General features: G+C 72.4%; 27 protein-coding genes and 1 pseudogene. 13 read left to right on the top strand and 15 right to left on the bottom strand.

From position 1 onward, the window contains the following. Positions 1 to 819: 819 nt before the first annotated feature. The 11 genes from FM076_RS15885 to FM076_RS15840 all read right to left on the bottom strand — a co-directional run bounded on the left by FM076_RS15885 (position 820) and on the right by FM076_RS15840 (position 5,034). Positions 820 to 1,032: a hypothetical protein gene (locus FM076_RS15885; RefSeq protein ID WP_173871355.1), complete on the bottom strand. Its 213-nt coding sequence runs from the start codon at positions 1,030 to 1,032 to the stop codon at positions 820 to 822. A gap of 16 nt (positions 1,033 to 1,048) precedes the next feature. Beyond that, positions 1,049 to 1,396 carry an RRQRL motif-containing zinc-binding protein gene (locus tag FM076_RS15880; protein ID WP_173871352.1) on the bottom strand — a complete coding sequence of 116 codons (348 nt, stop codon included), beginning with the start codon at positions 1,394 to 1,396 and terminating at the stop codon, positions 1,049 to 1,051. Beyond that, positions 1,396 to 1,686, bottom strand: coding sequence for a hypothetical protein (locus FM076_RS15875; RefSeq protein ID WP_173871351.1), 291 nt, complete (start codon positions 1,684 to 1,686; stop codon positions 1,396 to 1,398). Before FM076_RS15875 ends, FM076_RS15880 begins: the two co-directional genes overlap by 1 nt. 49 nt (positions 1,687 to 1,735) lie before the next feature. Continuing rightward, the gene (locus tag FM076_RS15870) at positions 1,736 to 2,242 is read right to left on the bottom strand and encodes a hypothetical protein (RefSeq protein ID WP_173871335.1); all 507 of its coding nucleotides are present in this window, start codon (positions 2,240 to 2,242) and stop codon (positions 1,736 to 1,738) included. Continuing rightward, the gene (locus FM076_RS15865; protein WP_173871333.1) at positions 2,239 to 3,246 is read right to left on the bottom strand and encodes a DUF2637 domain-containing protein; all 1,008 of its coding nucleotides are present in this window, start codon (positions 3,244 to 3,246) and stop codon (positions 2,239 to 2,241) included. The genes FM076_RS15870 and FM076_RS15865 overlap by 4 nt, the downstream gene beginning before the upstream one ends. Beyond that, complete coding sequence (locus FM076_RS15860; RefSeq protein WP_173871331.1) at positions 3,243 to 3,530, bottom strand: DUF6303 family protein; 288 nt, start codon at positions 3,528 to 3,530, stop codon at positions 3,243 to 3,245. The genes FM076_RS15865 and FM076_RS15860 overlap by 4 nt, the downstream gene beginning before the upstream one ends. Further along, positions 3,530 to 3,973: a Pycsar system effector family protein gene (locus FM076_RS15855; RefSeq protein ID WP_173871330.1), complete on the bottom strand. Its 444-nt coding sequence runs from the start codon at positions 3,971 to 3,973 to the stop codon at positions 3,530 to 3,532. The genes FM076_RS15860 and FM076_RS15855 overlap by 1 nt, the downstream gene beginning before the upstream one ends. After that, positions 3,973 to 4,158 (bottom strand): hypothetical protein, encoded by a 186-nt coding sequence (locus FM076_RS15850; RefSeq protein ID WP_173871328.1) that lies wholly within the window; start codon positions 4,156 to 4,158, stop codon positions 3,973 to 3,975. The genes FM076_RS15855 and FM076_RS15850 overlap by 1 nt, the downstream gene beginning before the upstream one ends. Further along, the gene (locus FM076_RS15845) at positions 4,155 to 4,418 is read right to left on the bottom strand and encodes a DUF6284 family protein (RefSeq protein WP_173871326.1); all 264 of its coding nucleotides are present in this window, start codon (positions 4,416 to 4,418) and stop codon (positions 4,155 to 4,157) included. The genes FM076_RS15850 and FM076_RS15845 overlap by 4 nt, the downstream gene beginning before the upstream one ends. A 185-nt stretch (positions 4,419 to 4,603) precedes the next feature. Beyond that, positions 4,604 to 4,726, bottom strand: a complete 123-nt coding sequence (locus tag FM076_RS34665) for a hypothetical protein (RefSeq protein WP_274598808.1) — start codon at positions 4,724 to 4,726, stop codon at positions 4,604 to 4,606. Next, positions 4,723 to 5,034 (bottom strand): hypothetical protein, encoded by a 312-nt coding sequence (locus FM076_RS15840; RefSeq protein ID WP_173871324.1) that lies wholly within the window; start codon positions 5,032 to 5,034, stop codon positions 4,723 to 4,725. The genes FM076_RS34665 and FM076_RS15840 overlap by 4 nt, the downstream gene beginning before the upstream one ends. Before the next feature lie 968 nt (positions 5,035 to 6,002). On the opposite strand from FM076_RS15840, the gene FM076_RS15835 reads away from it, so the two are divergent. Then, on the top strand, positions 6,003 to 7,013 hold the full coding sequence (locus FM076_RS15835) for an XRE family transcriptional regulator (protein ID WP_173874782.1): 1,011 nt from the start codon (positions 6,003 to 6,005) through the stop codon (positions 7,011 to 7,013). On the opposite strand, the gene FM076_RS15830 is transcribed toward FM076_RS15835, so the two are convergent. After that, on the bottom strand, positions 6,997 to 7,785 hold the full coding sequence (locus FM076_RS15830; protein ID WP_173871322.1) for an NUDIX domain-containing protein: 789 nt from the start codon (positions 7,783 to 7,785) through the stop codon (positions 6,997 to 6,999). The two genes, FM076_RS15835 and FM076_RS15830, sit on opposite strands and share 17 nt — an antisense overlap. Positions 7,786 to 8,265: 480 nt before the next feature. On the opposite strand from FM076_RS15830, the gene FM076_RS15825 reads away from it, so the two are divergent. Then, entirely contained in the window at positions 8,266 to 8,787 is a 522-nt protein-coding gene (locus FM076_RS15825) for an EF-hand domain-containing protein (protein WP_345945040.1), read from the top strand. Between the two features lie 246 nt (positions 8,788 to 9,033). Here FM076_RS15825 and FM076_RS15820 read toward each other — a convergent pair whose 3' ends face one another. Further along, entirely contained in the window at positions 9,034 to 10,305 is a 1,272-nt protein-coding gene (locus FM076_RS15820) for a histidine kinase (RefSeq protein WP_173871318.1), read from the bottom strand. Between the two features lie 1,057 nt (positions 10,306 to 11,362). Then, a complete protein-coding gene (locus FM076_RS15815) occupies positions 11,363 to 12,331 on the bottom strand; it encodes a zinc-binding dehydrogenase (RefSeq protein ID WP_173871316.1) in 969 nt (322 codons plus the stop codon). Positions 12,332 to 12,997: 666 nt separating this feature from the next. Between FM076_RS15815 and FM076_RS15810 the strand changes: the two genes are divergently transcribed. The 9 genes from FM076_RS15810 to FM076_RS15770 all read left to right on the top strand — a co-directional run bounded on the left by FM076_RS15810 (position 12,998) and on the right by FM076_RS15770 (position 22,902). Further along, a complete protein-coding gene (locus FM076_RS15810) occupies positions 12,998 to 13,297 on the top strand; it encodes a hypothetical protein (protein WP_173871314.1) in 300 nt (99 codons plus the stop codon). 160 nt (positions 13,298 to 13,457) lie between these two features. After that, on the top strand, positions 13,458 to 14,696 hold the full coding sequence (locus FM076_RS15805) for an acyl-CoA dehydrogenase family protein (protein WP_173871312.1): 1,239 nt from the start codon (positions 13,458 to 13,460) through the stop codon (positions 14,694 to 14,696). 287 nt (positions 14,697 to 14,983) lie between these two features. Further along, complete coding sequence (locus FM076_RS15800; RefSeq protein WP_243274946.1) at positions 14,984 to 15,907, top strand: Zn-ribbon domain-containing OB-fold protein; 924 nt, start codon at positions 14,984 to 14,986, stop codon at positions 15,905 to 15,907. Continuing rightward, positions 15,907 to 17,094, top strand: coding sequence for an acyl-CoA dehydrogenase family protein (locus FM076_RS15795; RefSeq protein ID WP_173871310.1), 1,188 nt, complete (start codon positions 15,907 to 15,909; stop codon positions 17,092 to 17,094). The genes FM076_RS15800 and FM076_RS15795 overlap by 1 nt, the downstream gene beginning before the upstream one ends. Positions 17,095 to 17,111: 17 nt before the next feature. Then, complete coding sequence (locus tag FM076_RS15790; protein ID WP_173871308.1) at positions 17,112 to 17,558, top strand: MaoC/PaaZ C-terminal domain-containing protein; 447 nt, start codon at positions 17,112 to 17,114, stop codon at positions 17,556 to 17,558. Further along, on the top strand, positions 17,555 to 18,715 hold the full coding sequence (locus FM076_RS15785; protein WP_173871306.1) for a lipid-transfer protein: 1,161 nt from the start codon (positions 17,555 to 17,557) through the stop codon (positions 18,713 to 18,715). Before FM076_RS15790 ends, FM076_RS15785 begins: the two co-directional genes overlap by 4 nt. A 132-nt stretch (positions 18,716 to 18,847) precedes the next feature. Next, on the top strand, positions 18,848 to 20,038 hold the full coding sequence (locus FM076_RS15780; RefSeq protein WP_173871303.1) for a DUF1906 domain-containing protein: 1,191 nt from the start codon (positions 18,848 to 18,850) through the stop codon (positions 20,036 to 20,038). A 204-nt stretch (positions 20,039 to 20,242) separates the two neighbouring features. After that, entirely contained in the window at positions 20,243 to 20,923 is a 681-nt protein-coding gene (locus FM076_RS15775; protein ID WP_428814874.1) for a SigE family RNA polymerase sigma factor, read from the top strand. A gap of 320 nt (positions 20,924 to 21,243) precedes the next feature. Continuing rightward, positions 21,244 to 22,902: a long-chain-fatty-acid--CoA ligase gene (locus tag FM076_RS15770; RefSeq protein ID WP_173871301.1), complete on the top strand. Its 1,659-nt coding sequence runs from the start codon at positions 21,244 to 21,246 to the stop codon at positions 22,900 to 22,902. Between the two features lie 234 nt (positions 22,903 to 23,136). Here the strand turns inward: FM076_RS15770 and FM076_RS15765 are convergent. Next, a pseudogene (locus FM076_RS15765) lies at positions 23,137 to 24,453 on the bottom strand (PAS domain-containing protein); the annotation flags it as partial. A 658-nt stretch (positions 24,454 to 25,111) separates the two neighbouring features. Between FM076_RS15765 and FM076_RS15760 the strand changes: the two are divergent. Both FM076_RS15760 and FM076_RS33145 read left to right on the top strand, forming a co-directional pair. Then, on the top strand, positions 25,112 to 25,348 hold the full coding sequence (locus FM076_RS15760) for a hypothetical protein (RefSeq protein ID WP_173871298.1): 237 nt from the start codon (positions 25,112 to 25,114) through the stop codon (positions 25,346 to 25,348). 704 nt (positions 25,349 to 26,052) lie between these two features. Next, a partial coding sequence (locus FM076_RS33145) for a hypothetical protein (RefSeq protein ID WP_207730270.1) occupies positions 26,053 to 26,247 on the top strand: 195 nt, incomplete at its 3' end.

Genomic DNA, 26,247 nt, shown 5'->3' with positions numbered 1-26,247 from the left:
CCTGACGGCGGGCGTCGGCCACGTTGCGCCGGTCGCGGGTCTGCTGCTGACGGGCGGCCGAACGCGACGGCGTATTACGGGCCTTGTCCGCCCGCAGCGCACGAACCTGACCAGCCCGGCCACCCGGAACACGCCCACCGGCCCCGACACCCGCGCGAGGGCTGCCAGAACCCTTCCCAGCGCGAGACTGGCGGGAGGTGGTGAGGCCGGCGGCCGGCCTTCGGCCCCCCGAGGCAGCGGCACTGCGCCCGGCAGCGGTCTTCCCGCCGCCTGCGCGGCCACCGACCCCGGCGGCCTTCCCGGCCCCGCGGCGGCGGCCTGCCGCGGCGTTGCCGGTACGGCCGGACCGCGACCGGCCGCCGCCGCCCGAGCGGAAGCCGCCCGAAACGCCGGGGGACGAAGCGCCCGGGGACGTTGCCGTGCGGGCACGAGAAGTCTTGCCCGTCGTCTTGCGTGAGCGGGCGGCGGCCACCGCACCGAGCAGTACGGCACCCGCCGCCGCACCAGCAGCGGCCACTGGACCGCCGGTCAGCCCGGCCGCCCCCACCAATCCGACCGCACTGTTCGTACCGGACAGAGCAAGCGGGAGGACGGGATAGCCGCCCGGTGTGTGCGCCACCTGCGGCGATGCCTGTTCTGCTGCGCCCGGCGCCGGGGGCGTAGGTGTCTCCGGCGGCGGAGGCGCGGGGGCATTCCCCTGGCGCTCTACCGCCGCCGTCGTGGTCTCGGTCATGCTGGTGGGGCTCCTTTCAGGAGAAGAGGGCCCAGCCGCGCGCTGTGGAAGGTGGAGCGGCTGGGCCCACGCCAGCAGAAGAAGGTTCAGAGCTGGTTGGACTCCAGGGAGAAGAAGAGGACGACCCCGCGGGCCAGATCCGGGAAGTGGCGGCCGTGTTCCTCGCACAGCCACTCGTAGACCTCGCGGCGGGTCGATCCCGGGCGCGGAGTGAAATCCCCGTGCCAGGTGGCCACCGCATAGCCTCCGGCCTGCGGCTTCTGCACGGTCATGACGAAGTGATGAGTGCCCTCAGGCATGACAAGCCCTTCCGGGTCAGGCGGCCACGGCCGCCGGCGCGTCCGCGCACACGGTGCAGACGCCCAGGGAACGGGGGATGCGGTAGCCGCGGTCGAGGCCGCAGCCAGGACAGCGGCGCTGGGCGGCGTTCGCCCTGGCCAGCGCCGCCCAGCGGGCCGCGGTCATCGGCCGGACCGGCTTCGCCAGATCGATGCGGTAGAGGTAGGCGACCAGCGGGCCGCGCCGGCGGCGACGCCGTTCGATGACCGCGGCCACGTCCTGGCCGCCGGGGCGCAGGCCCATCGCGCGCAGCTGGCGGCAGGTGGCGTAGCCGTCCGGAGCACAGCGCCACGGGAAGGTGGGGATGCGGTCCGTGCCGGCCATCACGCCACCTGGCTACACCCGGTACAGGTGTAGCTGATCAGTCTGACGGTGGCACCCCCGTAGGAGGTCACCGCCTTGCGGACATGGGTGCTGCCACCCTCCTGGCTACGCTCTTCCACCGTGCCGGGCTCGATGCCGAGCGCGGCGCACCACGGCTCGAAGGCCGTCGGCTCGTCGTAGAAGGACAGCTCCAGCCGGTCCGGGTAGACGGTTGTCATATGGACCGTCGGCGCGGGCAGGTTGGGGTCGCCGGCCATCAGCAGGGCCAGCGCCGCTACGGGTGCGGACATCTCGTGCAGCCTCACGCCGCGGCCTCCTGACGTTCGTGCGCGGCGGCGCTCACCGGGCTCCTCCGAGAGGGAGTGGCTGCACCCGCCACAGGACCTCGGAGGCCGGGGGCAGGGCGGCGCCCGGCGTGTGCGCGGTCCATCCCGAAGGGGCCGCACCCTCGGCCTCGGCTGCGGTTTCCGCCGCCTCCGAGGTGGCGTGCACGCTGTGCAGCGTCCCTCGGTGGAAGAGAACGTAGACGCGGTCGGCCTGGCCACTCTGCTTCCTGGTGACGCGCAGCAGCGTCCGCAGCGCCTGCCGGTCCTCGTTGTCGAGTAGCGACTGGGCGCGCAGGGCTTCCAGCTCCCCCTCAAGCCGGGCGGCATCCGCCCTGCTACGGGCGAGCGCATCACGCAGCTCTTCCACGGCGAGTTCCGCCCGGATCGCGGAGTCAGCGCTGACCTCGCTCTCCGCCAGGTACTGCTCAGCGTCCCGGCGAGCGGCGACAGCCGCCGCTTCCGCCTCGGAAAGACCGGACCGCAGGGCCTTCAGGGTCCGGATACGGACGAGGGTAATCACGCCGAAGCTCCTTCAAGAGCAGAGGTTGTCCCGGTCGTGTCGCGGAGTTCCTGGTAGCGCTGGGAAACCCAGCCGACCGACCAGCCGCACAACTCCGCCGCCTGGCGCACGGGCAGTTGCGCGGCGAAGGCGGCCTGCACTGTGTGGCGGGCCTGAGCCTCGGGCTGCTTGTCGATGGCGGGGCCTGCCGCCAGCAGGGCGGCGCGTTCACGCTCGGCCCGCTCCTGCCGCTCGGCCGCCTCACGGCGTTCACGCTCGACCCGCTCCCGCGCCGCCCGTTCATGGCGCTGGGCCTCCTCGCGCTCACGGCGTTCACGCTCGATCCGGGCCTGTTCACGCTCCCGCTCGCGGCGTTCACGCTCCTGCTGCTCGGCCCGCAGCCGGGCTTCCTCGCGTTCGCGTTCCTCCCGCCGCACCCGCTCCTCACGCTCGGCCGCCTCATGCGCCAGACGGGCCTCGTGTTCACGCTGTTCACGCGCCAGCATCGCGGCATGCTCCCGCTCCTCACGAGCCAACCGCGCAGCCGCCTCACGCCGCTCCGCGTCCGCCTGCTCCCGCTCGGCGTGCTCGGCCCGACGCTGGGCCTCCAGCGCCGTCACAGCGGCCGTGATCGCCCGGCGGTAGGCCAGACCGGTCTCGGCGGTCACGATCAGCAGCAGCGGCGCCACCGCGTGCACGGCGACACCCACCAAGTCCCTGTTCAGTGCTGAGTCGGCTACGTTCAGGGCCAGGGTCATGCCGCCGGTCATCCACCGCAGCGCCACGGGCCACCGGCCACCCTGACCGCCCAGCCGGGCCAGCACCGCATCCAGCCGGACCACGATGACGACCGCAGCGTCCACCACAAGCGGCAGAATCGGTGCGGTCCAGTCCCACTCATCCGGAGTGTGCGCGGCAGCGAGCGGGGTGACGGTGAGGATCGAGTAGAGCATGGCTCCGGCCACGATCAGCCACGTCCCGACCGACAGCGCACGCTCCGCTGAACGCGTCTGGTCGCTGTTCACGCGACCACCCCCGGCCGTGAACGCACCCGCGCTGTGGCGATCAGCCGCACGGGCGAAGCGGGATCGGCGGGCTCCTCACTGGTCTCCTCCCACGTCCACACGGCGTGTGGGACAGGCTCAAAGCCCAGCCGCTTGAGTACCGCTGAACGCTCCGTGAACGTCGGCGGCGGCCCGGCGCGGTCGACGTCGTAGACCGGCCACGGCGCGGTGGTGTCCATCAGCACCACATACAGCCGCCAGCACCCAGCCCGAGTGGCAAGCTGCGCTGTGAACTCACCGACCATCAGCCCATCACCACCGTGAGGAGCCCCGCCACGGCCAACGGGCCGCCGGTCGCCAGCGTGAGGGTCACCGCGCGCTGAAGCGCGCGCATCTTCGCCACGACGATGCGCGAGAGTGCCACCACGTGGTCGGCAGTGCGGTCCGTGGCCAACTCAGCGGTCAGCCCCTCGGCAGTCAGCTCAGCCCACCGGGGGAAACCGACCCGGGCCGCCGTCGGGGAGAGGCGCGGCCGTACCACGAGCAGCAGCAGGGTCACCGACGCCAGCAGCAGCACCAGCGCGCCGGCGCCCACGATCCGGGCCGCCACGGGGACCCATGGCTGCGCACCGACGCTCCACACACCGGCCAGCGCCACACCATCGAAGGCCAGCAACAGACTCGCCTTGCTGTCCGTGCGGGCAATCTCGGCCTTCACCTCGGCCTTCGCGTCCTTGACCGCACCCATCACCGACCACCCGCCCGGCAGGCGTGACGGCGCCACCCGAAGACCTGGAGGGCGCACCCGAGCGACGTGACGAGCAGCAGCCGCCGCTCACCGGCCGCCAGCGCCACGACGATGCCGAAGACCGCCAGGACGACGCCGCCGACGACCAAGAAGAGCGCCAGGCCCTTCAGCGGAGTCGAGGTCATGCCGCACCTCCCGCCGTCTCGTCGTTGCTGGTCTGGTTGGCCAGGTCACGGCGCACCGCCAGCAGCCGGCGGCGCGCCCGGCGGATACGCTGTTCGTCCAGCTGACTCGGGATGCGGTCGATGACGGCGATCCGCGCGTCCAACAGCTCCACCTCGGCGCGGATGACGGGCATCTCCGCCTCAATGGCGGTCAGCTCAGCCATCGTGGGGCCGTCCGCGGTGCGGACCGCGGACAGATGGCGCACAGTACGGTTGCTCATGGGTCGTGGAGTCCTTTCAGAAGTGAGACGGCCCGAAGCGGCCCCGGTGGTGCCACACCGGGGCCGCGTGCCGTCGAGGGACCGGGAGAACCGGTCAGCTCTACAGAGATCCGCCGGGAGTGCGCTGATCCGGCGGGGTCTTCTCTTCCTGGCCGTCGGGGACGCGCTCGTGCTGCGGCTCCGGCTCAGCCATTGCCACGCACCCGCGCGTCCTGCGCGGACCGCTCGTTGGCCTCGCGAACCTGACGCGACAGCTCCTCGTGCTCCTCGTCGGTCAGGCGCGTGAGGGCTCGACTGGTGCGCTTCATGCGGCTTCACCCGCCCGGGCCCGCAGGACGTGGTGCAGCCGGTCGGCCAGAACCCGCGTGGGGAGCGGGCCGCGAGTGCAGCCCAGCCGTCCCATCGCGACGGCGAGAGTGCGGGCCGCCGCCACCCGGTCGGTGCCGTGCAGCCGGCGCGCGTAGCGGGCCAGGAACCCGGCGACGTCGATCCGCGGCGGGAGTCCGCCGCGCAGCATGCCGGCCATCAGTCCGTCCGATGCCCGCCGCAGCAGCACGTCCACCGGGGTGGCCACGCGCTTGCTCCCGGGCGCGGGAGCAGCAATGATCGAGGACACAGGTGCCTCCTTGTCAGGTGCCTGTCTCTGCGTCGCCCGAAGTTGCAGCTTCGGGCGGCGCCCTTTTGTGAAGCCCTTCCGGCTCCCCTCAGCCCCGCCCGTACGCGACCGCACAGCACGCGGCCCCGGACGGGCGGAGGAGGCAACCGGCCACGGCGAAAGCCGCGGACCAGGGAGAGGCGGACCGGGTTTTCCTTCGGCGCCGCCGGCCGGTCCGTCGCGGCGGCGCCCTGGTATGTCGTCGGTACACACCGACCTCCCGCAGATCGCAGGGACACGGCTTCACCGGCACCCCGTTGCCACGGAGCACCGGTCCCGAGCCGGGAGATTCGGGTGCGTCATCGTCACTGCTCTGACGCCAGCAGGGCGGCGCGCACCAAGTGGCACCCAAGAGGCTGACCTCCAGTGATGAAGGGATGATCCCCGGGGGTGTTCTCCAGAGCTGGCACGCAGGACAGGACAGGTTCGCCTGCCACGAAGTGGCCGCCGGCGGCCATCACCCGGGCCGTTGCGGGGGACGGGGAACTAAGCCCCGTCCTCTGAAGTCACTGTGGAGTTCTCAACGAACAGACGCTTCCTTCGAACCCGTCTCACGGGGCCCTCCGGGCGTTCCTGCGCCATCTGGTGCGCACCAGTAGAATGCAATTGGTGCGCACCAGAGTCAAGCGGCTTCACCGATTCGAGCGGAGGCCGTCCGCCCTGGCGCACTTCCAGAAGACCGGTCAGGATGGGGGTGCCGGTAGCCAACAACCCTTAACTTCGGGGCTGTTACCCCCTGTTGACCTGCGGGAATGTGAGGCATGCTGAGAAAGTCAGTGAGGGGATTCGATGCCTGGCGGTGCCCTGTGAGCACAGGACTGAAGAACGCACGTGCTGCCCGTGGCTGGTCTCAGGAGCGATTGGTTCGCGAGATCGAGCTGTACGCCCGACGGCACGTCACCGACGTTGCGTCGACCGCGAGTCTGCGCGTGTACGTGTCGGAGTGGGAGAACGGTAAGCGTTCGATCTCGGATCGCTATGCGGCCATCCTGCGGCAGCTTCTCGGCGTCACAGACGGGGAGCTGCGAGGGGACCGCGCGTCCGCGCCTGGGCCTGCAACGGCCGATGGCTACGACGAACTGCTGAGCCGGATCGACTCAGCCAGCAGCGTCAGTGAGTCCATGGTGAAGGCGTTCAACGACCAGACCGAACTCCTGCGGACCATGGACCGGGAGAGGGGAGCGGCCGGGCTCGTAGACCAGATGGCCGGGCACCTCTCAGCCTTGGAAGATGCCCTTAACTTCGCCGTCCTGCCCAGCACGCGTCGACCTGTTGCTCTTGCACTGGCGGGAGCGTCGACGCTGGCCGCTTGGCAAGCGATCGACGCAGGAGCAGTGGAACGCGCTTGGCGGCACTACGAGCTTGCGAAGCGGGCCGCGCGCGACGCTGAAGAGCCTATGTACCTAGCTCACGCGATGGGGGAGCAGGCGTACGTACTGTGTGAGGCTGGCCGGCCGTCGCTTGGTCTCGATTTGGTCCGCGATGCCCAACGCACTGTTGGTCAGGCTGGGTCGCCGCGCCTGCGAGCCTGGCTGTATGCGGCTGAGGCAGAATTGTGTGCTCACGCTGGACTGCCGGACGACTGCTTGCGGGCCCTTGATCTCGCCGAAGCGAGCATTCCGCGTGGACCCGAAGCTCGGGACCCCGACATGTTGAGCATCTTCCTCAACGGCGCTCACCTGGCCCGGTGGCGCGGCAACGTGCTGGCGCTGCTGGGCGATGTCGACGCGGTGACCAGCCTGTACGGGGCCCTGGAAGTGATTGATCCGACGTTCGTCCGGGCCCAGGCTGGACTTCACGCTGACCTGGCACAGGCCCACCTGGTGCGAGCCGAGTACGACGATGCCGATGCTCACCTGCGGAAGGCACGGCTGTTGGCGAACCGTACGGGCTCGGTTCGCCAACGACGCCGCATCGACCAGCTCAGCGCGCGGGTGTGAGCCCGTACCGACCGCGATTCGCCAGGATGTGCAGTAGGGCAACGAGCGTCCCGGAGCCCATCAGTTCGCCGCGGGACATCAGCCCGGGGACGTCCGCCAGCGGCACCCATTCGATATGGCCAGCTTCCTCAAGGTCCGTGGGTGAGCCCACCTGCTCGGCTTCATGGCCCACGAAAATCTCGTGAGGCGAGTCGACCATGCCGACCATGGGCTGGTAGGTGACGACGTGCTCCAGTTCCTTGGGCTGCCAGCCGGTTTCCTCCACGACTTCCCGCAGCGCTGTATCGGCGGGGTCTTCCCCCTCGTCAACGATGCCGCCGGGCAGCTCCCAACCCCATTGCTGCGGGACGAAGCGGTACCGCCACATCATCAGCACGCGGTCCTGGTCATCCAGAATCGCCGTGATGGCCACGTGGTGGAGCTTGATCACGTGATGCTCGAAGCGCTCCATGCCGGGCGGCTCCACGTCCCAGAGCTGGAGCTTGACCCATCGGTTGTCGTAAAGGTCCCGCTCGCCGTGGATACGCCATGGCTCCAGCCCCTCGGGCGGTGCGACGCTCACGGCGCCGGGTACTCGGTAGGAGCTCCTGCCTCGAACCTCCAAGGAACCCTCCGAGACGAGCCGTGCCAGCACTTGTCGAAGCGCAGTCCGACCGATGCCGAGCTCTTCCACGAGAGTTCGTTCGGAGGGCAGCTTGTCGCCGGCGCGGAACTCGCCGGAGGCGAGCCGCGCGCGAAGCGTCTCGTAGACCTTGGCCGTCTTCGGTCCCATCCGCGGAGCACTCTCCGTTCTGAGGTGGTGCATACCAGCGTACCGAGCCGCGGGCCTGCTACTGCTGGCGGTCTTCATCGGCCGAACCTCCAAATTCGAGGGGCTGTGGGCCAGTGGCGGGCCACGGTGCGCGCTCCCCGACTCCGACGAGGAGGAAGCCGCAGCTCAGAGCGCGAAATGCCACTTCGGCCGCATCGCTCTTGAAAACCGTAGAGGTGGCAACACCTCCGTGGGTTCAAATCCCACCGCCTCCGCAGCCTGAGCAGACCTGAACAAGGGCGATTGGGGTCGAACGAAGGTCCCGCTGACGAAGGGGCACCACCGCGAAGGTGGTGCCCCTTCGTCGTGTGGGTGTGCCGTGCCGTGCGTCGATAGGTGTTGCCACCCTTTTGGTGGCTTTCATTCATATATGTCAAGGGCAGAAGCCTTGGAGCGATGGTTACGGCCCGCAATGGGGCCGGCCGACACAAGGGGTGTTCTGTGAGCGGAATTGCTGCCAAGCGACTCGTCTTCGCCATGCTCGACACGGACGGCGACGGGGTGATCTCCAGGGACGACTACTTCTCCCGGATCGACCGGGTGACAGCGGCGACGGGACGCGGCGAGGACGATCCCATGGTGGTCCGGGCACGCGCGGCCGGGGAGCAGGCATGGGCGGCGATGGACGCGGACGGCGACGGCAGGATGACCGAGGCCGAGTACCTGGAGTGGGTCGGGGTCGACGCGTTCGACAACATCTGCTCACCGGCGCTCGGCGCGCTGTTCGACCTCGCCGACACGGACAAGGACGGGACCCTCGACCGCCGCGCATTCGTCCTGCTGCGCACGGCGCTCAACAACCCCGCGGGCAACGCCGAAGCCGCCTTCGACGCGCTGGACACCGACGGTGACGGGCGCGTGAGCCGCCAGGAGTACCTCATGTCGATCCGAACCCACATCTCCGGCGAACACTCCCCCGCGGGAGAGGTCCTCTACAGCGGGAACGCCTTGGAGACGAGCTGACGGGCTGATGGGCTGACGACCTGGTGAGCTGACGGGCCGGGATCGGGCGTCGAGGGTCAGGACAGATGGAAGGCCGTCCTGACCCTCTCCCGTAGCCCCTCCTGTCCTCTCCCCTAGCCCCGCCTGTCCTCTCCCGTCCCTTCCCGTCCCCTACTGTTCCCCTCCCGGCTCCCCCGCTTCCTCCCGTCCTTCCTGCTCCCTCCTGTTCCCCGTCGGCCGCGAGCAGCACGCTGACCGTCCCGCCGGTCACGCTTCCCGCGGTACCAGGGGCAGTTCGGCCGTGACCCGCCATCCCGCCGTGCCGTCCTCGCGCGGGCCCGCCGTGAAGGTGCCGCCCAGTGTCTCGACGCGTTCGGCCAGCCCTGTCAGGCCGAAGCCCGTCCGGCTGGGCGCCCCGCCGTCGTTCGCCGTTTCCGCCTTCCCGGCGGCCCGCGCCGCCGCCCCTGTCCCTGTCCCCGTCGCCGCCCTGGACTGGGCCGCGCGGCCGTCGTCCGTGACGGTCACGATGAGGGTGCCCTCCGGTGACGGCCGTACGTCCACGGTCACCTGCCGCACCCCCTCGCCGTGTTTGCGGATGTTGGTCAGCGACTCCCGCACCACCCGGTGCACGGCCGTGGTCAGTTCGGGGCGGAGCCCGTGCTCCGCCCCCGTCAGCCCGGGGGCGAGGAAGACGTCGGCGGTGGCCGGGCCCGCGGCGGTGAACTCGTCGGTGAGGGAGCGCAGTTCCGCGCCGAGGTCGCCCGTCGGGCGGATCGCGGCCGGGCCCTCGCCGGGCGCGCGGAGCACCGAGACCATGCCGCGCATCGACTCGATCGCCTGGGAGCCCGCGCGCTCGATGCCCGCCAGCATCCGGTCGAGGTCGTCGGGCGCGGGCGCGTGCCCTCGGGCTGAGGCGTACCGCACCGCCTTGGTCTGCGCGACCATCGCCGTGACGTGGTGCGCCACGAAGTCGTGCAGCTCCCGCGCGTACTCCAGTCGCTGCGCCTGCCGGTCCGCCTCGCGCTCGCGGGCGCGGAAGGTGTCGAGCAGCCGCAGATAGAGGCCGAGCACGACCGCCAGCGCCAGCGCGAAGGTGATCACGGGTTCGCCGAGCTGGATCACGTCGGTGTGCTCCGCGGGGGGCAGCCTCAGCGGCAGCAGCCCGGCGGCCAGTCCGCTCGCGGCCGACAGGGCCGCCGCGGGCACCGGGCGTGCGCTTCGTACGGCGCGGGACACGAGCAGCAGCAGCGCCCCCATCTCCGCGAACCCCGGCGTGACCTCCGGCCGGTGGGTGAGCCGCATGGTGACGACGGACAGGGCACCGGACGCCACCACGGCGACGGCGGCAGCCAGCGGGAAGCGGCCGACGGGGACGACGAGCGCCGCCACGCACAGCATTCCCGTGCCGACGGTCGCGACGGCCGTGGGCGCGTACCCCGTGGCCGCCCCTTCGGCGACGAGCAGGGCGAACACCGCTACGGCCGCCGTGGACAGCAGCGCCCTGCGGAGGAGAGGGCTGAGTGGAAGAGCGGGGATCACGCTCCCTCACGGTACGGCCGTACCGCCCTCCACGCCTCCACCGTTCGGCCGACACGGGACCGGCCACGGGTCGCCCGGGTCGGCTGGACGGCTGATCCGGAGCAGGGGCGCCGACCGGCGCGACCACCATCCACTTGGCTTAGTCAACCGGCTTAACCCACTCGGGTCACCGACCCCACTTGACTCACTCAACCCACTCACCTGCGAACCCACTCGGAGAGGATCATGAACGCATGCTGTAACGACACCAAGTGCGCCCCGCGCGGGGCCGTCTCGCGCGGATCACCCAGCTCTTCGTCTCAGGGGTCCCTGCTGGCGCTTCCGCTTGTCGTGCCCGTTCTGCATCGACTGGCAGACCGCGAACATCTACTGGGCCGACGTGGGGCAGCATCCCGGTCGGCCTCCAGAGCCATGTGGTCATGGCGGGCCAGCTCACCCACCAGGGCGGACGGGAGCTGGACTACTGGCTGCCGGGGGGCCGGAACAACGGCACCCTCGGCCTCAACCGGCCGGGCGGGGCGGAGACCTCCGACCAGTTCCACTTCCACCTCGAACTCGCGCGTGACCACTGCCGCAGGGACGGCGTCGACCGCAGCGCCCCGCTGCCGGGACGTACGTACCGGTTCTTCTCCGAGAACAAGAAGGGCCATGTGCTCGCGGCCGAGCTGGACGGCACCGCCGACGACAGCCCTTTCGGACCGGGGGCCGGGGGGAGGAGGACGCTCCCGGCGGTGGCAACCCTCAGCCAGGGGGCGACGGTCGGGGAATCGACCGGGGCGTCATCCGGGGCGTCGACCGGGGCGGCCCCGGGCTGGGACTGGCCGGCTGACCCCGCGCCTCGCAGCCCGCGGTCGGGAGTTCGCGGCCCGAGGACGATCAATCGGTCCCAGGCCGCCAGGGGTACCACCGTTCGGCGGTACCCCCTTCGGTGCCTCCTTGGTGGTGTCCCTTCGGTACCTCCTTGGGGTGTCCCTTCGGTGCCACCTTGGGGTGTCCCTTCGGTGCCACCTTGGGGTGCCCCTTCGGTGCGCGGGCGATGGCAGGGCGGTGTCCGGCGTCAGCTGGGTTCGAGGACGACCTTGCCGTGGGTGCGGCGTTCGCCGAGCGCCTGGTGGGCGGCTGCGGCGTCCTTGAGGGGGAAGCGGGTCACCAGGGGCGTGAGGCGTCCGGCGGCTGCCTCGGCCAGGGCCTCCTTCTCCAGTACGCCCCAGCCGCCGTCCGGGACCATGTGCGGGCCGAGGGCCCAGGTGGCGGTGAGCCGGCGTTCGATGAGGTCGCCGGTGGTGATCTCGGTGGGCGCACCGCCGGCCCAGCCGTGCAGGATGTGCCGTCCGCCGGGTGCGAGGGTGTGCAGGGCCTGGCGGCCGAGGGTGCCGCCGACGCCGTCGAGGACGACGCTGACCTCGGCGTCGCCGCGCAGGCGTTCGGCCCACCCGTCGGCGGTGTAGTCGACGACCGTGTCCACACCCAGGCCGCTCACCAGGCGCGTCTTCTCCGCACCGCCCGCCGCCCCGATGACGGTGGCACCCGTCCGGAGGGCGGCCTGGACGAACAGCGTGCCCATGCCTCCGGCGGCCGACATCACCAGCACGGTGTCGTCCGGCGTGAGCGCGGCGACCCGCAGGATGCCGAGTGCGGAGGCGCCGGTCGTGAGCATGGCGACGGCTGCCGCGTCGTCCAGACCGTCGGGCACCGGGTGTGCGGTTGCGGCGTCCGCCACCGCGAGTTCGGCGTATCCCCCGCCCCCTTCCAGGGAGGCGACGACGCGGCATCCCACCCAGGTCTCGTCCACGCCCGTGCCGACGGCGAGCACCTCACCGGCGACCTCGGACCCGGGCAGGTGGGGAAGGGGTGGGGGCTGGTGCGGGCCGAGGGGCTCACCTCGGAAGAGAGTGTTGTCGGCGAGCTGCACACCGGCGGCGCGTACCCGCAGGAGGAGCCGGCCGGGGCCGGGCGCGGGGTCGGCCAGCTCTTCGAAGGCCAGGTTGTCCGCGGTGCCGTAGGCGAGCAGTCGTATCGCGTGCATGGTGGGATCCCCTTTCGGTGGGTCGGTGCCCGCAGCCTCGTTCTTCAAGCGCACTTGAAGTCAAGCCGGGGTAGCCGTCCCCGAGGGTTTCTCTGGAAACCGTGGCCTTGTGGTGCGCGCCGGCCCGTACGGGGAGACGCCGGCTGCCGCGGCGGCGGTACCGGCAGGCAGGGCGGGACAGTCACTGCAGGGAGGGTGGTGCGGGACGGTCACCGTACGCAGGGTGGTGGGCCGGGGGACGGGGGGCGACGCTTGCGGGTGACATCGCTCGTGTCGTACACGAGAGCTCCGGCGGTGGGTGCGAGGCGCCCCGTCCGCCCGGGCCCGGCACACCGTCCGCCCGCGTCCGGTCGCGTCCGGTCGCTGATGGGCGAGGTGTGCGGCGGTGGTGCGGGTGCGGGTGCGGGTGCGGGTGCGGGTGCGGGTGCGGGGTCGGGGTCGGGAGACGGGGTCCGGGGCGTGGCGGGGTTCATCGGCACGTCGTCATGCGTGCGGGGGAAACCCCTCGGGGAGGGGGGCCTGCCGGGGCGCGGTGGGCAACTGTGGACCCGCGACGTCCCAAGCGAGGCCGCCGGTGGCCGGTCAACTGCCGACGGCGACACGACACCGCACTTACGGTGCGGCGCCGCCCTCGTGGCGTACTCACGGTTCCTGGAGGAATGAAACATGGCACGCATCCGTACCGCCCGCGTCCTCGCGGCCGCCGCCGTCCTTCCGGTCGCCGCCGCCGTCCTGTCCGGCGTGGCCCAGGCGGACAACGGCTCTCTCGCTGACGACGAAGCGAACTCCACCGCGAGTGACGGCTCCCGGGTGCAGGGGGCGGTGGGTGGCGGCACCAACACCACCAACGCCGACAACACCACCAACGCCAACAACGCCACCGTCAACGGCAACGGTGCTGTCGTGGACCAGTCGAACGAGACGCACAACGAGTCCCATGTCATCGTCTTCCGCAACCTGTGGTGACGGCCTGACCGACGGGCCGGCCCGAGTCGGCCGGAGAACTCTCATGGGGACGGAATGAAGCCGCGCGCCCGCGCTCACCGCGGCGGGCGCGGGCGCGCGGCTTCCGTCGTGCGGCCACCGCACGGTTGACACTCCCCAGTAACTGACGGACAGTCAGGTAATGCATCTCGCCCCCACCGAGCGACAGCGCGCGCTCCGTGCCGAACTGCGCGCCTACTTCCGCACGTTACGGACGGCGGCGGAACTGGGGCCGGACGCCGTCACCGGCGTCCGCGCCCGGAGTGCCGGCCGGGCCGAGGGAGCCGGGCGCACGGAGCGGGCCCAGGGCGCCGGGCGCACGGAGCCGGCCGAGGACCCGCAGCGAGCCCTTCTGCGCCGTATCGGGGCCGACGGGTGGCTCGGCATCGGCTGGCCTGTCGCCTACGGCGGCCAGGGGCGGGGCCCGGACGAGCAGTTCGTGTTCTTCGACGAGGCGTACCGTGCGGGCGCGCCCGTCTCGATGGTCACTCTGAACACGGTCGGCCCGACGTTGATGAAGTACGGGACCGACGAACAGAGGGCCTACTTCCTGCCCCGCATCCTCAGCGGTGAGATCGTCTTCGCCATCGGTTACACCGAGCCCGAGGCGGGTACGGACCTCGCTTCGCTGCGCACCCGGGCGGTGCGGACCGGGGACGGTGGCTGGCGGATCGACGGCGCGAAGGTCTTCACCAGCAACGCCCAGCACGCCGACTGGATCTGGCTCGCCTGCCGCACCGACCCCGAGGCGCCCAAGCACAAGGGCATCTCCCTCTTCCTGGTGCCGACCGACGCGCCGGGGTTCTCCTGGACGCCGATCGAGACGGTCGGCGGACTCACCACGACGGCGACGTACTACGACGACGTCCGGGTGCCCGCGAGCGGCCTGGTGGGGGAGGAGAACGGCGGCTGGGGCCTGATCACCAACCAGCTCAACCACGAACGGGTGGCGCTCGCGGCGCTCGGCATGCAGGCCGAGGACCACTACCAGGCCGTTCTGGCACACGCGCGGGAGACCGGCCTCGTACACGAGCCGTGGGTGCGCACACGGCTGGCCGAGGCACATGCCCGGCTCGCCGCCACCCGGCTGCTCAACTGGCGGCTCGTGCAGGACGTGGGCGCCGGCACGCTCGCGCCGGGCGACGCGAGCGGCGTGAAGGTCGCCGGTACGGAGAGCACCGTCGCCGTCTACGCCCTGTGCCAGGAGGTGCTGGGAGAGACCGGGACCGTACGCGCCGGTTCACCTGGGGCCTTCCAGGACGGCGAGGTCGAGCGGATGAACAGGGCCGCCCAGATCAACACCTTCGGGGGCGGCGTGAGCGAGGTCCAGCGGGAGATCGTCGCGACGATGCGGCTCGGCATGCTCAGGAGGCGACGGTGAACGCGGAGAACAGCGGCATGCGCGCGGACAGTGCCCCTTGTACGGCGAGTGTCTCCGGTGCGGACAGTGCCTCTGACACGGACAGTGCCTCCGGTGCGGATGGCGCCTCTGCTGCGGAGGGCAGTGCGCGTGCGGAAGGCGGCATTTGTGCGGACAGCGCCTCCTGTGACGAGGGCACTCTTCATGCGGGCCTACCGCACGGTGACACGTCCGGAGGGAGCGGCCCCACGCCGCCCACGCCGTCCACCGCGTCCTCCGCACCCACCGCACCCACCGCCCCCGACGCGCTGTACGAGCGGCTGCGCGGGTACGAGGGCCGGCCGGCGGCTGCCGAGGGGCGTGGGCGTGACCCGGTCAACGCGACGATGATCCGGCACTGGTGCGAGGCGCTGGGGCATACGGTGCCGCCCGACGGTTCGGCGCCGGCCACCATGTTGCAGGTCTGGACGATGGCCGGGCTCGGGGGTGGCGGCGCGGACCGTGCCGGCCCCTACACGGAACTGCTGGGCACGCTCGACGCCGCCGGGTACACCTCGGTGGTCGCGACCGACTGCGAGCAGGAGTACCTGAGGCCGCTGTTCCCCGGGGACGGAATCTCCTACGACGCGGTGATCGAGTCCGTCTCACCGCGCAAGACCACCAAGCTGGGGACCGGCTACTTCGTCACGACCCGGATGGACGTGCGGACCGGCGACGCCGTGGTGGGTACCCACCGTTTCCGCATTCTCAAGTACCGCCCGGCGCGCAGAGGCAGCCCTCCGGCGGGGAGGGGGGCGGCCGGTGCGGAGGGTGGCACGGAACGGTCCCGGCGGCCCCGTCCCGTCGTCAACCGGGACAACGCGGGTTTCTGGGAGGGCGTCGCCCGGCACGAACTGCTCTTCCAGCGCTGCGAGGCGTGCGGTACCCCGCGCTTCCCCTGGCTGCCCGGCTGCAACGCGTGCGGCTCGATGGCGTGGAGGCCGGTCGCGTCGGCGGGACGGGGCACCGTCTACTCGTACGTCGTCATGCACCACCCGCCCTTCCCCGCCTTCGACCCGCCGTACGCGGTGGCACTGGTGGCGCTGGAGGAGGGTGTGCGGATCGTCAGCAACGTCATCGGTGTGCCCTGTGACGAGGTGCGCATCGGGATGCCCGTGGAGCTGGAGTTCCTGCGGGTGGACGAGGAGTTGGAGCTGCCGGTCTTCCGGGGCGCGAGGAGAGCGGCGGCCTGATGGACTTCACACCCGCGCCGGAGCAGACGGCGGCCCGCGACCTGGCGGCCGAGATCTTCGCAGACCTCGCCACCCACCAACGCCTGTCCGCACTCGGTGACGGGACCGACGCCGAGCTGTGGAAGGCGCTGTGCGGGGCGGGCCTCGTCAGTGCTGTCGAGGAGATCGGACTGGTGGGGCTGGCACTCCTCCTGGAGGAACAGGGCAGGCACACGGCCCAGGTACCGCTGGCGGCCACCTGCGTGTACGGCCTGCTGCCGGTCGCGGCCCACGGCACCGCCGAGCAGCGCGCCCGTCTTCTGCCGGGGCTGCGGGACGGCACGACAGTGGCGACGGGCACCTTCCCGCTGCTCCGGGAGCGTGAGGGGGTGAGGGCGGGGGAGGACGGCCGGCTGTCGGGGACGGTGCCGCTCGTCCCGTGGCTGCGGGACGCCGACCTGGTGCTGGTGCCCGCGCGGTGCGAACGGGACGGCGGAGTACGGCTGTTCCTCGTCGGGACAGGGCAGCGCGGTCTCACCGTCACCCCGCTCGGCACGACGGCTCCCTGGGCGGCGGGACGGCTGGAGATGACCGGTGCGCGCGGGGAACCACTGGGCGGCGAGGCGGTGTACGGGGACGGGGCGCGGGAGAAGGAGCGGGTGGACGGGGGCGAGGGGGTCGGCGGCCCGGCGTGCGGGGATGAGGCGTGCGGGGACGAGGTGTGCGGGGACGAGGTGTGCGGGAGGACGCTCGATCGCGCCCGTACGGCGTTCGCGGCGTTGCAGGCGGGGGTGTGTGCCGGTTCGCTGGCCCGCGCGGTGGCGCACACCTGTGAGCGCGAACAGTTCGGACGTCCCCTCTCGACCAACCAGGCCGTCCAGATGCGCGCCGCCGACGCGCATCTGGACACCGAGGCCATCAGGGTCACCTGCTACGAGGCCGCCTGGCGGCACGACGCCGGCCTGCCCGCCCATACGCACGCCCTGACGGCGGCGTGGTGGGCCGCCGAGGCCGGCCGCAGGGTCGTGCACGCCGGACAGCACCTGCACGGCGGCGTCGGCGCCGACCTCACCCATCCGGTGCACCGGCACTTCCTGTGGGGCAGGCAACTGGCCGCCCAGCTCGGCTCCCCCGCCGCCCTGCTGGACGAACTGGGCCGGGCACTGTCCGCACCGGAACGGGACACCGAGTGGAGGGAGCTGCTGTGACGCCCAGGGAGGGTGCCGTGTCAGTACGGGAGGGCGACGAACTGCCGCAGCTGGAGATACCGGTGACCCGCACGCTCATCGTCTCCGGAGCACTGGCCTCGCGTGACTTCCAGGACGTGCACCACGACGCCGAGGCGGCCCGGGAGAAGGGCTCCCCGGACATCTTCATGAACATCCTGACGACCAACGGGCTGGTGGGCCGCTACGTGACCGCCTGGGCGGGACCGCACGCCCTGCTGCGCAAGGTCGCCATCCGGCTGGGAGCACCCAACCACCCGGGCGACACCATGCTGCTGTCCGGACGCGTCACCGCGCTCACCCCTCCCGCACCGGACGCGCCCGAGGACGAGGGCGCCACGGCGGAGATCGCCGTACGGGGCACCAACCGGCTCGGCAACCACGTCACCGGCACGGTGACCGTGACCCTGCGCACGGCCGCCGGGCGGAAGGAGGGACCCGCATGAGTCTGCGGACAGCCGACCGGCTCGGCGGGCACGCCGCCGTCGTCGGCATCGGGGCGACCGAGTTCTCCAAGGACTCGGGGCGCAGCGAACTCACCCTCGCCGTGGAGGCCGTACGGGCGGCACTCGACGACGCGGGACTGGCCCCGGGCGACGTGGACGGCATGGTCACCTTCACCATGGACACCAGTCCCGAGATCACCGTCGCACAGGCGGCCGGGATCGGGGAGCTGTCGTTCTTCTCGCGGGTGCACTACGGCGGCGGGGCGGCCTGCGCCACCGTGCAGCAGGCCGCGCTGGCGGTCGCCACCGGGCTGGCCGAGACCGTGGTGTGCTACCGCGCGTTCAACGAGCGCTCCGGGCGGCGCTTCGGCTCGGGCGTCCAGCGGCGGGAACCGTCGGCGGAGGGAGCGGCGCTCGGCTGGTCACTGCCTTTCGGACTGCTGACCCCCGCCTCCTGGGCCGCCATGGCGGCCCAGCGCTATCTGCACACCTATGGGCTGTCCCCGGACGCCTTCGCCCCCGTGGCGGTGGTGGACCGCAAGTACGCCGCGACCAACCCCGCCGCCTACTTCCACGGACAGCCCATCACCGCGGCCGACCACGCCGCCTCCCGCTGGATCGTCGAGCCGCTGCGGCTGCTGGACTGCTGCCAGGAGACGGACGGCGGGCAGGCCCTCGTCGTCACCTCGGCGGAGCGGGCCCGCGACCTGCCCCACCGGCCCGCCCTGATCGCGGCGGCGGCCCAGGGGGCCGGGCGCGCCCAGGAGCAGATGACCAGCTTCTACCGCGACGAGCTGACGGGCCTGCCCGAGATGGGCGTCGTGGCACGTCAGCTGTGGCGCACCAGCGGGCTGGGCCCCGGGGACATGGACGTGGCCGTGCTCTACGACCACTTCACCCCGTTCGTGCTGATGCAGCTGGAGGAGTTCGGGTTCTGCGAGCGCGGACAGGGGGCCGCTTTCGTCGCGGAGGAGGTCCTGCCGCTCAACACGCACGGAGGGCAGCTCGGCGAGGCGTATCTGCACGGCATGAACGGCATCGCCGAGGCCGTACGGCAGCTCCGCGGCACAGCCGTCAACCAGGTTGACGGCTGTGCGCGGGTGCTGGTGACGGCGGGCACGGGCGTCCCCACCTCGGGCCTGGTGCTGACCCGGTAGGACGGGACGGACAACTGGGTGCCGTGCGCGCGGGTGACGCGTCCGGACGGAAGACGGGGCATCCGGCTGAATCCCCGGACATCGCGGGCGTGCCTGTGCGGCGGGCCGTGCCGGGGCCCTTTCACTCGCCCCATGGCGACCAAAAATCTGATGATGCGACGAATGGCCCTCCTGTCGGCCGCCCTCGCCGCCGTGCTGACCGGCGGCGCGCTGCCCGCCGCCGGTGCGGAGCCCGCCCCTCCCGATCCCGCCACCGGCCGGCCCACCACCCCGCCCCCCTCCGCTTCCTCCTCGTCCTCCCCCGGCTCCCCTCCCTCCGCGCGACCGTCCGCACCGCAGTCCTCCCCACCGCAGACCACACCGCAGTCCTCCCCTTCACAGACCGCACCGCAGCCCTCGGGACCGCAGCCCTCCGCACCGTCTTCCGGCGCGGACACGGACACCGGCGCCCCCTCCGGAACGGTCACCGACCCGCGGACCCTCACCGATCCGGCGGCCCCCGACGCGCCCGCCGATCCCAGCGCCCCCGGTGCGCCAGGGGTGCCGGCTGGTCCGGGGGACCAGCCGTCGCTGGTGCGGGGGGACCCGCGCACCTTCGGGGCGCAGATCTTCCAGGGGAACGCCTTCGACACCTGCCAGGCACCCTCCGTCGCCACCATGCGAGCCTGGAAGGGACCCTCCCCGTTCGGCGCGGTGGGCATCTACATCGGAGGGCGCGGCCGGGCCTGCCCGAAGCAGAAGCACCTGAGCCCCGACTGGGTCACCACCGTCCACAAGCAGGGCTGGAAGCTGCTTCCCCTGTACGTCGGTTCCCAGTCCCCCTGCGTCATCGCCAAGAACAAGCGCAAGGTCCGCATGAGCGGCAAGAACCCGTACGCGCAGGGGCAGCGGGAGGGGGCGGACGCGGTGCGGCAGGCACAGCGGTTCCACATGGCCAAGCACAGTGCCATCTATCTCGACATGGAGGCGTACCGGTACAAGCACACCGCCTGTGCGGCCACCACCCTGCGCTTCGTCCAGGGCTGGAACAGCGCGGTGCGCGCCCAGGGGTACATCGCGGGCTTCTACAGCAGTGCGAACTCCGGCATCGCCCATCTGGAGAAGGCCCGCGCGGCGGGTGCCCGCGGACTGCCCACGGCGGTGTGGTTCGCGCGCTGGCGGGTGAAGCCGTCGACGGACAACGAGCGCAACCTCCATCCGCAGGCGTGGCAGCCGCATCGCCGCATCCACCAGCACACTGGCAACAAGAAGCGCACCTACGGTGGCCACACGGTGACCGTGGACCACAACCTGGTGGACGCGCCCGTGGCCGTCGTCGTCTGAGGGAGCGGGGTTACGGAATGAGGGTCGCGCGCGGGCACCCTCGGGGGTTCCGGACGGGGTTCCCCGAGGGCGTCCCTGATCCCCCCGGTGGAGGCTCTCCACCTTCAGGAGGTGTAGCTACCACCACCCCTACACCCTGAGGCGGACGCGTCTTCGGGACCTTGGGGCGATCCGGTGAAGACGGGCGGCTTCTAGCGTGGAGCCATGACCACGCCTGGGACAGTCCGGACTCCCCGGACCACCTCTGCCACGCACGCGGGGTCCCCTGCGATGCCTCCAGGCTCCGGGGGATCACCGCTCACGTTCACCTCCTACGTACAGGCGCGCGGACCGGTTCTGCTGCGTACCGCCCGTTCCCTGACCGCCAACCCCAGCGACGCGGAGGACCTGCTCCAGACCGCGCTGACCAAGACCTATCTGGCCTGGGAGCGGATACAGGACCACCGCGCGCTGGACGGGTACGTCCGCCGGGCGCTGGTCAACACGCGTACCTCGCAGTGGCGCAGGCGGAAGGTGGACGAGTTCTCCTGCGACGAACTGCCCGAGCCCGACCCGTTGCCCGAGCCGGACCCCGCCGAGCAGCAGGCCGTGCGGGACGCCATGTGGCGGGCCGTGCTCAAGCTGCCGGCCCGGCAGCGCGCCATGGTGGTGCTGCGCTACTACGAGGATCTGAGCGAGATACAGACCGCCGAGGTGCTGGGCGTCTCGGTCGGCACCGTGAAGAGCGCCGTCTCCCGCGCGCTGGCGAAGCTGAGGGAGGACCCGCAGCTGGCCGCCGACGTCCGCGCGGACGTCGCGGGCGACGCCCAGCCCACCCGGCAGCACGCCCGCCACGCCACGGTGGAGCGGCGGCAGCCGCTGGAGCAGCAGTCGCTGGCGGCCTGACCCGCGCCACCCGCGCCACCCGCGCCACCCGCGCACCGTCGTGACGGCCGACGGCACCGCCCGGGGAGACGCGCACGGATACGGGCACACGCGGGCACGGGCACACGCGGGCACGGGCGCACCGGACCCGGGTGGCTCATTTGGGCACGCACCCGCCGTGTCCAGGGGCGGTTCTGAGCGAGACCCCGTGACATACCGCTCGGTCGGTGGCAGGCTTCCGCGGAACCAGCGCATTACTCGCGCGTAAGGACCGGTGGGTTCCGGGTCCACGCGCGGCGTGCGCCTGCTCCGCGTATCCGCCGTTCCTCGGGAGGCCCCCGGTGCTGAGCACGATGCAGGACGACGTACCGCTGACCATCTCGCGCATCCTCCGCCACGGAGAGACCGTCCACGGCAGTGCCCGGATCACCACCTGGACGGGCGGGGCGGAGCCGCACCGTACGACGTTCCGCGCGACCGGCGAACGCGCCGCGCAGCTCGCCCACGCCCTGCGGGACGAGCTGGGCGTACGGCCCGAGGACCGGGTCGCGACCCTCATGTGGAACAACGCGGAACACCTGGAGGCGTACTTCGCCATCCCCTCCATGGCCGCCGTGCTGCACACCCTCAATCTGAGGCTGCCCGCCGACCAGCTCGTCTTCATCGTCAACCACGCGGCGGACCGCGTCATCCTCGTCGACGGAACCCTGCTGCCGCTGCTCGCGCCGTTGCTGCCCCGGCTGGAGACGGTGGAGCACCTCGTGGTCGTCGGCCCCGGCGACACCTCCGTACTGGAGGGCTGCGCGCCCCGGGTGCACGCCTACGAGGAACTGCTGGCCGGGCGCCCCACCAGCTACGACTGGCCGCAGATCGACGAACGCACGGCGGCGGCCATGTGCTACACCTCCGGCACCACCGGCGACCCCAAGGGAGTCGTCTACTCCCACCGGTCGGTCTATCTGCATTCCATGCAGGTCAACATGGCCGAGTCCATGGGGCTGACCACGTCCGACACCACGCTTCCGGTCGTGCCCATGTTCCACGTCAACGCCTGGGGGCTGCCGCACGCGGTGTTCATGACCGGGGTCAACCTGCTGCTGCCCGACCGCTTCCTCCAGCCCGGCCCGCTCGCGGAGATGATCGAGGCGGAGCGCCCCACCCACGCCGCCGCCGTGCCCGTCATCTGGCAGGGCCTGCTGGGCGAGCTGGCCGCCACCCCGCGGGACATCTCCAGCCTCAGGACCGTCACCATCGGCGGCTCCGCCTGCCCGCCGAGCATGATGCGCGCCTTCGAGGAGCTGCACGGCGTACGGGTGTGCCACGCCTGGGGGATGACCGAGACCTCGCCGCTGGGCAGCCTCGCCCACCCGCCGGGCGGGCTCACCCCCGAGGAGGAGTGGCCGTACCGCGTCTCCCAGGGCCGCTTCCCCGCCGGTGTCGAGGCGCGGCTCGCCGCACCCGGCGGCGGCTTCGCACCCTGGGACGGGAAGTCCCCCGGCGAGCTGGAGGTCCGCGGTCCCTGGATCGCCGCCGCCTACTTCGGCGGGGTCGGCGCACCGCCGCTGCGCCCCACGGACAAGTTCAGCCCCGATGGCTGGCTGCGCACCGGTGACGTCGGCGTCATCAGCCCGGACGGCTATCTGACGCTCACCGACCGGGCCAAGGACGTCATCAAGTCCGGCGGCGAGTGGATCTCCTCCGTCGAGCTGGAGAACGCGCTGATGGCGCACGAGGCCGTCGCCGAGGCCGCCGTCGTCGCCGTCACGGACGAGAAGTGGGGCGAACGCCCGCTGGCCACCGTCGTCTTCAAGGAGGGGCACGCCCCCGTCCCGTACGAGGAACTGCGCACCTTCCTCGGCAGGAGCGTCGCCCGCTGGCAGCTCCCCGAGCGCTGGGCCACGCTCGACGCCGTACCGAAGACGAGCGTGGGCAAGTTCGACAAGAAAGTACTCCGTGCGCAGTACGCGGCGGGCGAGCTGGACGTGACGGAACTGGGCTGAACGAAGTGTTCCGAGCAGGCAGTGGTCTGAACGGGGCTGAGCTGGTCTGAACGGGGCTGGGCTGGGCTGAACGGGGCTGGGCTGGGCTGGTCTGAACGGGGCTGAGCTGGGCTGAGCCGAACTGGGCTGAGTCGAACTGGGCTGAGTCGAACTGGGCTGGAGCGCGCGTACGGCGTGCGGTGGGGTGGGGGCCGGCCGAGGCGGCCGGCCCCTGCCCGCGTCCGGGGCCGTCGTTCAGTTGGCGCCGATCTTCGCCAGCAGATCCACGATCCGCGCCTGGACCTCGGCGCTGGTCGAACGCTCCGCCAGGAACAGCACCGTCTCGCCCGAGGCGAGCCGCGGCAGTTCACCCGGGTCCAGGTCGGCCGAGGTGTAGACGACGAACGGGGTGCGGTTGAGCATCCCGTTCACCCGCAGCCAGTCGATGATGCCCGCACGGCGGCGGCGCACCTGCATCAGGTCCATCACCACCAGGTTCGGCCGGACCTGCCCGGCGACGGCCACCGCGTCCGCGTCCGTCGGCGCGTGCGCGACCCGCATGCCGCGCCGCTCCAGCGTCGCCGCGAGCGACGTGGCGATCGCCTGCTGCTCCTCGACCAGCAGCACCCGGGGCGGATGCTGCTCGCTGTCCCGCGGCGCCAGCGCCTTGAGCAGCACGGCGGGGTCGGCACCGAACGCCGCCTCCCGCGTGGCCTGCCCCAGCCCGGCCGTCACCAGCACGGGCACCTCGGCGGCCACCGCCGCCGTACGCAGCGACTGCAGTGCTGTCCTGGTGATCGGACCGGTCAGCGGATCGACGAACAGTGCGGCGGGGTAGGCCGCGATCTGCGCGTCCACCTCCTCGCGCGACCGCACCAGGACAGGACGGTAGCCGCGCGCGGAGAGTGCCTGCTGCGTGGAGACGTCCGGCTCCGGCCACACCAGCAGCCGCCGCGGATTGTCGAGCGGCTCGGGCGGCAACTCGTCGTCCATGGCGTGCGGGGGCAGGGCGAGACCGCGCCCGTCCGTCATCTCCACCGGACTGTCCGGACCGTCCAGCGGCTCCGGCCCCTCGGCCACCTCGCTGTCGACGGCACCGGCCCCGGCACCCGGGTCGGCGGCGACACCACCGGGACCGGCCATCGCCCAGGGCTCCGCCTGACCGGGACCGGCCGGGCCGGTCGGTCCCGCGTGCGGGGGCACGGCCCCGACCGCCCAGGGCTGGGCCTGGGCCGGCCCGACGGAACCCGGCTGCGGTTGTGGCTGCGCCTGCGCCTGCGGCTGCTGCTGTGCCGGTTGCTGGGTGTGCGGCTGCTGCCGAGCCGGTGGTTGTTGTTGTGGCTGCTGTTGGGGTTGTGCCTGTTCCTGCGCCTGTGGCTGCGTGTGTGGTGCCTGCCCCTGTACCTGATGCCCCTGTGCCTGATGCGGCGGTGCCTGATGCGGCGGTGCCTGATGCGGCGGTGGCTGATGCGGCGGTGGCTGCTGTCCGTACGCGGGCCCGCCTGGCTGCGCCGAACCCGAACCGGAGCCCTCCGGACCGCCGGAGCCGCTGGAGTCGCCCGGACCGTTCGGGCCGCCGGGGCCGCCCGGGCTGCCGGAGGGCTGGCCCGGCGCGGTCCCGCCCTGCTGCGGGGGCCGCTCCTGGGGGGTCGCCAGCTTGCGACGGCGGCCGGTGCCGGGTGGCGGCGTCGGGGTGGACGGGGTGGACGGTATGGCCGAGGACGCCGACGGTGTCGAGGGGGACGACGGGGACGACGAGGACGCGGACGGCTGGTTCGGCCACTGCTGTGCCGCGTGCTCCGCCACCCGCTCGGCGAACGGCAGCCCCTGGCCCAGGGTCCGCACGCGCGGCCCCTGGTCCCCTCCCTGCGAACCGGAACCAGGACCGGAACCGGAACTCGAACCGGGACCCGAGCCGGGGCCGGAGTGCGGCCCCCGCTGCTGGTCCGGCATGGGCAGTCCGCGCGGCTGGTGCGGCTGTGTCTGCTGCGGGAAGGGACCGCCCCCCAGGATCGGGCTGCCCGCGACCACCGAGTGGTCGCGGCGCCTGGGCCGGTCGCCCTGCGGAGCGGAGGGGTGCGTGCTCTCCCCGCTCTCCGCGCCCTTCCCGGCGTCCGCGTCCGGGCCGTTGCCGCCCGGTTGCGGGGCCTGGCCGGGAACCTGTTGCGGAAGCTGGTGCGGAGCCGCCTGCTGACCCCTGCCGGGCGCCGGGTACGCGTCGCCGTACGCGGTGTCGGCGGCACCCGCCTCGGGCGGGGACGCGGGCGCGGGCGCGGTAGCCGGCGACGGGGCCGGAGCGGCGCCGGGCAGCCCGGGTGCCGGAGCGGCGTTCTCGGGTGCGGCACCCGGCATCACGGGCCCCGGCAGCGCCGGCGCGGAAGAGGCGCCGGGTTCCGACGCCGGGACGGAGGGTGAGGCGGCCGACGCGTCGGAGGAGGGCGCGGGCGGCAGCGCGAACGGCGCGTGATGCGGACCCTGTTGCGCCTCGGCCTCAGCCTGCGCCCGCGCGCGGGCAGCGGCGATGCGCCGTGCCCGACGCCCGCCACCGGCAGCAGACAGCTCCAGCCCGCCCGCGGCCTGCCCGCCGTCCTCGCCGCCGGGGGACTCCGACCCGGCCGGTACGCCGTAGAGGCCCTGCTCGCCAGGGACGCCAGGGACGCCAGGGACGCCAGAGGCGCCAGCGGTGCCAGGGTTGCTCACGGCACCAGTGGGGCTCATGGCTCCAGCGGCATCGGTGGAGCCGCTGGGGCCAGGGAGACCGCCGGGGCCGGCCGCTGGACCACCGTGACCGCCAGGACCGGCCGTCGGACCGCCACCGGGACCACTGGAGCCGGGCGCTCCGCCGGGACCACCGGGACCGGTCGGTCCGCCGGAGCCGGTCACGTCAGGGGCGTTCGGACCGGAAGCCCCCAACGCGCCCGGGGCACCAGCGACACCCTGAGCAGCCGACATCTCCTGAGCGCCGGGTGTCCCCGAGGCGTCAGGCATCCCCGAGGCGCCAGGCATCCCCGAGGAGCCGGGCGTCCCCGGTGAACCAGGCATGCCCGGGCCACTGACAGCTCCCGGGCCACCGATTGCTTCTGGGCTACCGACACTCCCCGGGTCTCCGTCGGGACCCTGTGTCCCAGGGGGCTCGGGCGCCGCCGCTGCGGTGCCCGTCCCGGGGAGGGCGTGCGGCTCTTCCGGGCGCTCACCCAGCGCACGCCGGGCGCGCCGACCTGTGCCCTGCGCGGGTACGGGCATGTTCGCGCCCCCGTCCCCGCCGGACGCCTCCGTACCCGCGGGCAGCGCGAGGGGACCGGCGGCACGGGCGTCACCCTCGCTCCCGGTCGGCGCCTGCGCGTGCTGCTGCTCCTCCGCCGGGCT

Source organism: Streptomyces albus subsp. chlorinus (assembly GCF_013302895.1).
In the GTDB taxonomy this organism is placed as follows: domain Bacteria; phylum Actinomycetota; class Actinomycetes; order Streptomycetales; family Streptomycetaceae; genus Streptomyces; species Streptomyces chlorinus.
The sequence above is the reverse complement of the archived record's forward strand: the minus strand, read 5'-3'. Positions and strand labels throughout refer to the sequence as shown.